Annotated in this window: 10 protein-coding genes; 7 read left to right on the top strand and 3 right to left on the bottom strand. The window is 67.4% G+C overall.

Annotated features, from left to right (window positions below; genetic code table 11):
- The coding region (locus tag AC5RUJ_RS06335) for a glycosyltransferase family 2 protein (RefSeq protein ID WP_494155682.1) at positions 1-697 on the bottom strand (697 nt) is incomplete at its 3' end.
- Complete coding sequence (locus tag AC5RUJ_RS06330; protein ID WP_494128553.1) at positions 694-1,752, bottom strand: iron-containing redox enzyme family protein; 1,059 nt, start codon at positions 1,750-1,752, stop codon at positions 694-696. The genes AC5RUJ_RS06330 and AC5RUJ_RS06335, both read right to left, overlap by 4 nt.
- A 215-nt stretch (positions 1,753-1,967) precedes the next feature.
- Here AC5RUJ_RS06330 and AC5RUJ_RS06325 point away from each other — a divergent pair, with 215 nt between their 5' ends.
- The 3 genes from AC5RUJ_RS06325 (at position 1,968) to AC5RUJ_RS06315 (ending at position 3,759) form a co-directional block, all read left to right on the top strand.
- On the top strand, positions 1,968-2,528 hold the full coding sequence (locus AC5RUJ_RS06325) for a type 1 glutamine amidotransferase domain-containing protein (protein WP_494128552.1): 561 nt from the start codon (positions 1,968-1,970) through the stop codon (positions 2,526-2,528).
- Between the two features lie 17 nt (positions 2,529-2,545).
- Positions 2,546-3,169, top strand: coding sequence for a GNAT family N-acetyltransferase (locus tag AC5RUJ_RS06320; RefSeq protein ID WP_494128551.1), 624 nt, complete (start codon positions 2,546-2,548; stop codon positions 3,167-3,169).
- Positions 3,170-3,324: 155 nt separating this feature from the next.
- A complete protein-coding gene (locus AC5RUJ_RS06315; RefSeq protein WP_494073436.1) occupies positions 3,325-3,759 on the top strand; it encodes an Hsp20/alpha crystallin family protein in 435 nt (144 codons plus the stop codon).
- A gap of 107 nt (positions 3,760-3,866) precedes the next feature.
- Here the strand turns inward: AC5RUJ_RS06315 and AC5RUJ_RS06310 are convergent, their stop codons facing one another.
- Positions 3,867-4,619 (bottom strand): SurA N-terminal domain-containing protein, encoded by a 753-nt coding sequence (locus AC5RUJ_RS06310; RefSeq protein WP_494073437.1) that lies wholly within the window; start codon positions 4,617-4,619, stop codon positions 3,867-3,869.
- A gap of 160 nt (positions 4,620-4,779) precedes the next feature.
- Between AC5RUJ_RS06310 and AC5RUJ_RS06305 the strand changes: the two genes are divergently transcribed.
- The 4 genes from AC5RUJ_RS06305 to AC5RUJ_RS06290 all read left to right on the top strand — a co-directional run bounded on the left by AC5RUJ_RS06305 (position 4,780) and on the right by AC5RUJ_RS06290 (position 9,779).
- A complete protein-coding gene (locus AC5RUJ_RS06305; protein ID WP_494023471.1) occupies positions 4,780-5,223 on the top strand; it encodes a glutaredoxin family protein in 444 nt (147 codons plus the stop codon).
- Between the two features lie 402 nt (positions 5,224-5,625).
- The gene (locus tag AC5RUJ_RS06300; protein WP_494073438.1) at positions 5,626-7,428 is read left to right on the top strand and encodes a DUF4389 domain-containing protein; all 1,803 of its coding nucleotides are present in this window, start codon (positions 5,626-5,628) and stop codon (positions 7,426-7,428) included.
- 786 nt (positions 7,429-8,214) lie between these two features.
- On the top strand, positions 8,215-9,471 hold the full coding sequence (locus tag AC5RUJ_RS06295; protein WP_494155681.1) for a glycosyltransferase family 2 protein: 1,257 nt from the start codon (positions 8,215-8,217) through the stop codon (positions 9,469-9,471).
- Positions 9,417-9,779, top strand: a complete 363-nt coding sequence (locus AC5RUJ_RS06290; protein WP_494001668.1) for a hypothetical protein — start codon at positions 9,417-9,419, stop codon at positions 9,777-9,779. The genes AC5RUJ_RS06295 and AC5RUJ_RS06290 overlap by 55 nt, the downstream gene beginning before the upstream one ends.
- Positions 9,780-9,863: the final 84 nt, after the last annotated feature.

Raw genomic sequence — 9,863 nt, 5'->3', positions numbered from 1 at the left:
GGCGCGCCTGCAGCAGCAGGAGCGGGACCAGCAGCAGCTCGACGGCCAGGCGCCCGGGCTGGGTTTGCGAATCGTAGGCCTGCCGAACCCGCTGGCCCACGAAGTGCCGGAAGGTGGGCGGCAGCCGCCGGACGTAGATGCCGTCGGCCCGGACCTGGCGTCCGCCCGCGGCCTGGACCGTGCGGATCAGTTCCAGGTTCTCGAACAACACGTCGCCGCGGTAGCCGCCGGTCCTCAGCAGCAGCGAGCGGCGGACGCCGAGCGTGCCCGGGTAGTCGGACGCGAACGCCCGGTTCAGCAGGGACCGCGCGGTGTCCCAGCGGGCATGCCACGGCAGCGGGTCGAAGTAGTTCTGCGGGCGCACCAGTTCGGCCTGCGCCAGCAATTCCGCGACGGCGGCAAGGCTCTCCGGGGTGTACCGCACGTCGTCGTCGGCAATGATGACCCGGTCATGCCGCGCCTGCCGCAATCCGGTGAGCACCCCCTGGACTTTCCCGTTGGGCGTGGCCGGTCCGTCCGGGCGGAGATGCTGCACCCGCCGCTGCCAGAGCCGGTGATGCCGTTCGAACACGGGATCGGCGGATCCGTCCACCACGGTGATGTCCACCCAGGCAGGCAGCGACATGAGGTACGCAGTCAGCTCGGCGTCACCAGCGCCGTCCTGCCATTTCAGCGGCAGGACATATTCGATGCTCACACCGATGCGCCGGCGGCGACCGGCGCCTCTTGGCCCGGATCGAGCGGCTGGCGCAGCGCCGACCTGCCGGCATTCCACGCGTCCAGCTGCCAACCGCCGGCGAGTCCGTCCAGATAGCAGGCGCTGCCGGCACCGAAGAAGACGTCCGCGGCGAGCGTGGGGTCCTCGGCGATCAGCCCGCCGGCGAGATCCCGTCCGGCGATCTGTTCATGTACTGCGTCCGCTTCAACATGCTCGTCGAAGTACTCGGCCACCTCGCCGTCGAAGCCCAGCCGGCGGAAGCCGCGGGCGTATTTTCCGTTCGGGATGGAGGAAGTCATTTCGTAGATGGCCAGATGCCCGCAGATGGCTCCGCGCAGCCTCCGCTGGAGCCCGAACATGGACATGGCGTTGACCGACGCCAGCGTGATGGCCGGAACCGAGTCCACATATGCGCCGAAGGTCGGATTAAGGCCCAGCCCCTGCATGGTGCGCGCGAACAGCTGCGAGTGCATCCGCCCGGGCTTTCCGCCGCCGTACTCGTCCGCCTGGATCTCCACCATCGCCGACTTCGCCCGCCCGTGCAGGCGCGGAATCGCCCAGGTATGCGGGTCGGCTTCTTTGAGCTGGTACACCGAGCGGAGCACCACAAATTCCTTCGCCTGCTCCAGCGTGGCCTCGCGCGCCATGAATCCGGAGACGCTCGGCCCGCCGTCGTCGGCTGCCATCTCGAACAGCCGGTCCGCCACGGCCTGCGCCGTCAGCCGCTCCGGCACCGCCACGGACACCGACTCCCGCAGCCTCGCTTCCAGGTCTTGCTCAATCTTCGCGCGGACCTGCAGCAGCGGCAGATTCCACTCCCACCGGTCGTTCACTCCGTCCAACCCGCCGTAGTGCAGTTCGTACAGGCAGAACAGTGCCAGCTGCAGATCGTCGTCGAACAGGATGTCCGCCGTTGCGGCCAATGCGTGCTCTGTTGCGTCCTGCACCTGCGGCAGGGCGTCCGGAACGTCGTTGCGCTGCAGCGCGGCCAGCAGTGTTTCACTGACAGGACCCCGGGGATGTGGAAGCTTCACGGCGTCTCCTTATGTAGCCCGCGCATGGCGTTATGTACCGCCCTCGGCGGCGATCTGTTGATCTCAAGTGCATCCCGGCGGCCGCGGGACGTCAAGGCCCCGCCCGGCCGCTGACCCGCAGCGCGCAGCAGGAACGTCCCCCGCCGCTTGGCTTCACTTCCCAGCGGTGGCAAGGTGGGAAGAGTCCGAACATCCCCGTAGGAAGGACGGAAGACATGCCCGAAATTGCCGGCAAAAAGGTCCTGGTAGCGGTGAGTAACCGCGGCGTCGAACAGGACGAACTGAAAATCCCGGTCGAAAAACTGCGCGCGGCCGGGGTCGACGTCACGATCGCGGCACCCGAAGCCGGCGACGTGGAAACCCTGGTCGGGGACTGGGACCGGGGCGAAAAAATCCCGGTGGACAAGTCTTTGCCGGATGTTTCCGACGGCGACTACGACCTGCTGGTCCTGCCCGGCGGGACCCTGAACGCGGACCAGTTGCGCCTGGACCCGGACGCCCAGGGCATCGTGCGGTCCTTCTCCGAATCCGGCCGGCCGATCGCCGCCATCTGCCACGGACCGTGGCTCCTGGTCGAAACCGGGCGCACCCGCGGCAAGACCCTCACCTCCTACGTCTCGCTCAAGGCGGACATCATGAATTCCGGCGGCCACTGGGACGACGAACCCGTGGTGATCGACCGCGAGCACGGCTGGACCCTGGTCACGTCCCGCAACCCGGGCGATCTGGACCAGTTCGTGGCCGCCGTCATGGACGTCCTGGCCGAAACCACTTGAGCCCGGACGTTACGCCCGTGCAGCCCCCTTCCGCGCCGCCCGTGCCGGCCCCGCAGAAGGGAACCGGCCCCATCGCAGACATGGATGCACGCCTGCCCTTGGCTTGGCCGGAGGTCACGCCGGCGCAGGGCAGCGTGGTGCTGCGCCAATTCCGCAGCGATGACGCCCATCTGGCGTTGGAGTTGGCCCGGGATCCGTACATCCCGCTAATCAGTTCCATCCCTTCGCCGTGCCGGGAGGACGACGCCGTGGAGTGGATCCTGCGCCAGAACGGCCGGTTCACCTCCGGCGCCGGGTACTCCTTCGCGGTGGCGGACGCGGAGTCGGATCGGGCGGTCGGCCAGATCGGACTGTGGCTGACCTACCTGCCGGAAGGCCGGTCCACCGCCGGCTACCTGATGGGCCCGGCACACCGGGGGCAGGGCCGGGCGGCGGATGCGCTCGCGGCGCTCGCGACCTTCGCCTGGACCATCCCGGAACTGCACCGGCTGGAGCTTTACATCGAGCCCTGGAACAACGCCTCGATCCGGACCGCCGAATCCGCGGGTTTCGGCCGCGAGGGCCTGCTGCGCAGCTACCAAACCATCGGCGGCGTGCGCCGGGACATGCTGCTCTATGCCGCCATCCGCCCGCAGGCCTAACCCATTCCCGTATATTCCGGGCAGCTATACCATGTTGCCGTGCCGACGCACCGGGTGCGTTATGCCAGGACCCGCACCTGCGAAAACTGAAGGGTATGACGGGCCGGCGGCGCTTGGCCGCCAGCCTGCCGGTTTCTGTCACAGGAGTGTGAGCCATGAGCGATTTGTTGAGGTGGCCGCCGTTCGAGCGCCGCTCGCCCTTCGAATTGGCGGAGCCGTTCCGCCGCTTCTTCGAAGGTGAACAGGAAAAATCCATGATCCGGGTGGAGGAGGAAATCAAAGACAACGTCCTGACCATCCGCGCCGAACTGCCAGGCATCGACCCGGAGAAGGACGCCGAGATCTCCGTCTCCGAGGGACAGTTGCATATCCACGCCGAGCGCCACGAGCGGAAGGAGCAGAAGGAGAAGGGCAGCTACCGCTCGGAGTTCCGCTACGGATCCTTCTCCCGCAGCGTGCCGCTGCCCCAGGGCGTCAAAGACGAGGACATCACCGCCACCTACCGGGACGGGGTGCTTGAAATCAAGGCCCCTGTTCCAAGGGTGGAGGCGGAAACGCCGCGACAGAAAATACAGGTCAGGCGCGGGTAGGGCGCCGGTTGCGTCAGCCGCCCGGCAACTACGTCAGCCGCCCCACAACTACGACGACGGTGCCCGCTAAGTCGGGCACCGTCGTCGTAGTTTCGAAAGAGGAGGAATCAGAGGTGGATCTTGACGTCCGCCTTCTCACGCAGGTCCGTGACCAGGGCCTGGGTGGCTTCGGTTTCCTTCTGCGCCTGGATCTGCTGCTCCAGGTTCGGCCGCATTTCCTTCATCGAGGGAACCTCGGCCTTCTGGCCGGTCTGTTCGCCCATCTGCTCCTGCTGCTTCTTGGCCTGCTCGTAGGCGGCCTTCAGCTCGTCCTCGGTGGGCTTGGCGTTGCCGGCCTCCTCGGCAATCAGCTTGTCCACCCGGACCTGGGTTTCCATCTCGGCATTGACCTCGTCCTCGGTCATGCCCTGTTCCTTGATGGCGGCCATGAGCTCGTCCACGGTCTTGAACTGGTTGGCCTTCGCCATCTCCTCCAGTGAGGCCTGCACGTCCTTGTCGGACGCCTTGATCCCGCGGTGGTCCGCTTCCTGGATCAGCAGCTGCGTGCCGACCATGGCCTCGGCCGTCTGCTTCTTCAGCGCGTCCTGGTCCAATTCCTGCCCCGTCATCTGGGACTGCATGGCCATCTGCTGGAACTGCCCTTCGTACGCGGCGGTGAACTTGTCCTTCGGGATCTCCGTCCCGTTGACCACGGCCACCACGTCCGGGATGCCTTCAAGATCCGGCTCCGGCAGCTGGGCCTGCCCTTCCGCACCCGCGCCGACTTCCGCGGAGGCCGCCGGGCTCGAACCGCTCTCCTCCGCCGGCGACCCGCCACAGGCGGTGAGGACGGCGATGGAGCCGGCAACGGCCAGGCTCATTAACCACTTCTTAGTCACTCTGTTCTCCCATCTCGGTGCATAAGTGAGCGACACTACTGGGCCAGCATGTGTGTTGCCGTGGCGAAAGCTGGGAGAAACCTAGGCAAAAGCGGAGGGAGGGCGACGGTGGCTGGCGGTAGGGCGCGCGTACGCTGTGTCCATGAAACGCTTCGAGCGATGGTTCCCCGCAGCGGCTTTGGCCGGGCTTGGCGTGGCTGCCCTGCTCTATAAGGGGCAGGACGGCGAATGGCTGCCCGCCATCATCTTCGCCACGCTGCTGCTGGCCGGCGCGTGGGCGGTCAGTCCCTTCTTCGGCAGCCGGCGGGCCGCCCCGTGGACCGCGTTGCGGGACCAAAGCGACGATCCTGGCCGGGTGGTCATCTTCTGGCGGCCCGGCTGCGTCTACTGCCTGCGGCTCAGGGCAACCCTGGGCCGCAACGGCCGGGCCGCCCACTGGGTGAACATCTGGCAGGACCCGGAAGGCGCGGCGTTCGTCCGGCAGCACAACGACGGAAACGAAACCGTTCCCACGGTGTTGCTGGGCGGAGAGGTCGTGACGAACCCGGAGCCCAACCTTGTCGGCCGGGCCTTGGCCGGCAGGTAAGCGCGGACTCTATCCCCGGTCCGAGCGGCTGAGTACCATGGTGCCTGCAGCCACACGCGCCGAGCGCGGCCGGGCATGTGTACCGCCGGCATTTGACGGACTGGGGCTGCCTGAAGTGCGCCGGCGTCCAGGCTGGTCTCGTTCCTGTTGGGGGCGGGAGCCGGGCCTTGGAGGGCACACTGTGACGGGGAAGCGCACCCAGGGGGAGGTGGCACCATGCGGGTTTCGAATGCCTCTGCCAGTCCCCTTGATGCGACGTTGGAGACCGCTGGGCGGATTGCTGACGCGCTGACGCACGAGAACCCGATAGCCGGGCGCCGGTCCGGCTGCCCGCATCCTGCCAACCCAGCCGTAGGCGCTTAGTCCGGGCACGGTTCCGGCACGCGCTGCGAAAGGACCGTCATGACCGCCCAACCTGTCCCGTCTCCCGCGCCCGGTCCGGCGCGGCCAGCCGCACGGATGAAGCCCGGACACTGGGTGCTGCTGATCCTCGGCGTGCTGCTGAGCGTCGCCGGGCTGGCCTTGACCATCAGCGCCGCCGTCATTCTGGGTGCCAACGCCGTGCAGAGCGACGGCCGCTACCTGACCGGGCCGACGGAGCAGTACCAGAGCACGGGGTATGCCCTGGTCGGCCCTTCCGTGGTCGTCGACCCCGGGGCAGCGGGGATGCCCAATATTCCGCCGGTCGGAGACCTGGCCAATTTTCAGGTGCGCGTCACCCCCGTGGTTCCGGACCAAGAGGTGTTCGTGGGCATCGCCGAGGCCTCCGACGCGGCGGCCTACCTGGAGGGCGTTTCCTACACCTCGCTGGGTGACGCCTCCCGGTCCGACGACGGAGACCGGCCGGGGCGCTCGTCGTGGCTCGATGACGACGACGAGGTGACCTCGGAAGGGGACCGCGTGCCGGCTCCGCCCGGGGAGCAGGACTTCTGGACGGAATCGACCTCCGGCAGCGGCCCGCAGCAAGTTGCCTGGGACCTGCAGCCCGGCCGGTGGTCGCTCGTCGTGATGAACGCGGACGCCTCCCGCCCGGTGTGGGTGGAGGTGCAGGCAGGGGCACGATCCGATGTGCTGGGACCGGCCGGGAACGGCCTGCTGATCGCCGGGCTGGTCTGCCTGGTCATCGGCATTCCCCTCCTGTTGCTCGGTTCCGCGGGCCTGGGCCGCGACATCGATCCGGATCGTTCCCGTCCGGGCCAGCGCCCGGACGGCATGGATCAGTACCGCCGCCCGGGCCAGGGCCCGGGAGCCGCGCCGGCCGCGAGCGCCGGGTGGGGAAGGTCGACGCAGACATACCCGGTGCTGGTGACCGGCTTCCTGGATGACCGGCTCTCGCGCTGGCTCTGGCTCGTCAAGTGGTTGTTGGCGATTCCGCATTACATCGTCCTGGCCGTGCTGTGGTTTGCCGTGCTGGTGGCCACGATCGCGGCCGGGATCGTGATCCTGTTCACCGGGCGTTATCCGAGGTCCTGGTTCTGGTTCAACGTCGGAGTGCTGCGCTGGTCCTGGCGTGTGGGTTTCTACGGGTACTCCGCGCTGGGCACGGACCGGTATCCGCCGTTCACCTTGGCCGCCGCGGACTACCCGGCCAACCTGGACGTGGCGTACCCGCAGCGCCTCTCGCACTGGCTCGTGCTGGTGAAATGGTGGCTGCTGGCCATCCCGCACCTGCTCATCGTCGGCATCTTCACCAGCGGCACCGGTGCCGCCTGGGACCGCGGTTGGGGCAGGGGCTGGGGCGAGGACGCCTATGCGTCCCCGGCAACGTGGGGTCCCTCGCTGCTGGGCTTGCTCGTGCTGATCACCGCGGTGATCCTGCTCTTCAGCGGCCGTTACCGGCAGGAGCTGTTCGCCCTGATCATCGGCATCAACCGCTGGGCCTACCGGGTGGCGGCCTACGTCTTGCTGATGCGCGACGAGTACCCGCCCTTCCGCCTGGACCAGGGGCCCGTCGACCCGTCTGCCACGGCCGCAGCGCAGGGGCCCGTCGATCCGTCGGCCCCGGCCGCAGCGCAAGGGCCCGTCTACCCGGGGACCGCACCTCAGGGGCCAGGGCCCGTCTACCCGGGGACCGCCCCTCAGGGGCCAGGGCCCGCCAACCCGCAGGCGCCGACAGCCCGGCCGCAAGAACCCGGGACACCCGGAACACCGCCCCCGGGCAACGGGGGACCGGAGCCGTGGACCCGCCCGCCAGGAACGACCTAAGCCAAGAGACTGCTCCTGGCAGCCTTCACCCGCGTTCCTTCTGGCCACGCAGCGGACCCAGCTAGGGTGTGTCTCCGCATTAGGCGAAGCCAGGTAAGGACGAGATTGCTCGCCGATGATTCCGGGCGGCGCCGCTCAGCCGTGTCGACCGTCGCACGCTCCGTCGGGCGCTCCCCGTAGAATCCGATCGGAGAGGGAGGGACAGTTGTGCTGGAACTGACGACGCCCGCATCGTCGATTCGGATCTGGCCGGACGACCGTCCAGCTGATCATCCTGCCGACCGCCAGGGAACTGTACTTCTCCTACCTGCACGAGCGGGCAGGCCTCTCCGGTCCGAAACCGCCGGTTCGCACGCATGACCCGCCGCACCAACGACGCGCTGACCCTGGCCGCCCCAAAAGCATGGGGAGTGTCAACCAGATCCAAATGGGCTCGCGCACTGCCGGTCATCGACGGTTGCGGCTTGGGGGTGCTCCGACGTGTTCAAGCCGCCACCACGGGTCACATAACAACTTGAGCAAACGCAGCGGATAACCCTGCAGGCCCCAAACCGGTACCCGCTAGTCTTCAGCTGAGACGTTCATTCCAGCAGGAGCGGGTGTATGGAGCGGGGGCGGTTTAAGCGGGGAGTCGGCGCGGTCATTGGGGTGACTGCCGCGGGCGCGGCGACGGGGCTTTGCTCCGCCGTTGCCGCAAACGATCGGGAAGCGCCCGCTTCCCCCTCCGAAGGCGTTATTTTCGGGCTTTGGAGCTTCCTCTACGACACGCAGGCTCCTCCCGCGCGGGTGATTCTGGCGGCCGCTGCCCTGGCGCTTCTGCTTGTGACCGGCATAGCGCTGCTCGAGCGGCTCGTGTCGACCAGATCGCGCCGCTCCATCGACCACCGGGCAACTCCCCTGGCTCCGAGGCTGGTGATGGCCGCAACCCGCGGTGTCTACGCAGGCCCAGTCACGGTGACCGTGTTGATTCCGGCCCACAATGAGGAGGCTTCCCTCCCCGAAACCATCGCTTCCCTGCTGGCCCAGTCGCACAAGCCGGAACGAGTCATCGTTGTCGCCGATAACTGCAACGACTCCACCGTCCGACTTGCCGCCGAAGCCGGGGTCGAAGTCTTCGAAACAGTGGACAACACGCAAAAGAAGGCCGGAGCGCTGAACCAGGCGCTCAATATGCTGCTGCCGGGACAAGGCGACAACGACGTCGTCATGGTGATGGACGCCGACACGAGACTCGATGACGGCTTTCTGGCGGCCGCGGTCCAACGCTTCACAGACGACCGCGCGCTGATGGCTGTAGGCGGGTTGTTTAACGGGGAGGAAGGGCACGGGCTGCTTGGCCAGTTCCAACGCAACGAGTACATCCGTTATGCCCGTGAGATGCGCCGCCGCCGCGGCCGGGTGTTCGTGCTCACCGGCACCGCCTCCCTCTTTCGTCCCGCTGCGCTGCGCGCGGCGGCACTGCAGCGCGGACGGTCGATTCCAGGGAAGCCAGGTGACGTCTATGACACGGCGTCACTGACGGAAGACAACGAACTAACCATCGCGCTGAAGTCTCTCGGCGCCCTAACGATCTCCCCGGCGCAGTGCACGGTCGTCACCGAACTGATGCCCACTTGGCGCACCTTGTGGGCGCAGCGCCTGCGCTGGCAGCGCGGTGCCCTGGAGAACATCGGCGCCTACGGCATTACCCCACAGACGCTTCGTTACTGGGCCCAGCAACTGGGCATCGGCTACGGCGTCATTGCCCTGGGCTCCTACCTGCTGCTCATCGCGCTGATGGTGCTCTCACTTGATGATTGGATCTTGTTCCCATTCTGGCTCGGGATGGGTGCCCTGTTCGCCGTGGAACGGACGGCCACGGTGTGGAAGGGCGGCTGGCGGGCACGCCTGCTAGCACTCACGCTGTTGCCCGAACTGTTCTTCGACATGTTTATAAACATCGTCTACGTCAAAGGAATCATCGACATATCCCTGGGCCGGAAGGCCACATGGAAGCACGTCACGCGCCGCGGCCCGGCAGCAGCAAGGGCGGCCCGGTCATGACCGGCGCCTACTTCATACTGCCCGCCGGAATCCTGCTTCCCGAACCGATCCTGCACTCCGAACTGTTTGCGGTCCTAGCGGCCTTCGTTGCCATAAACACCGTCATGTATGCCGCGCTGGCCGTGACCAAGATTCTACCCAAGGTCTACCCCGCCGACTGGATGCGCAGAACCAACCAGCGCTCCGAGACGCGCAGCATCCACCCTGACACGCGCCGGGGGCACGCTCGTTCCGGCGGACGCCGAGCTGACGGAATGGCTGTCCCTGCCCCGCCCGTCGTGGACATGCCACGCCGCGGAACCAGCTAGGGCAGAGGTGTCCGGGCCAGCGCTATCGCCAGGCCGTAAGCCGCCGCCATCACCATGAGCTCGGCGGCGGCCAGCCGGAGGAAC

This window comes from Arthrobacter sp. Y3223164, from assembly GCF_059091005.1.
This window is presented reverse-complemented; position numbering and strand designations above follow the sequence as displayed.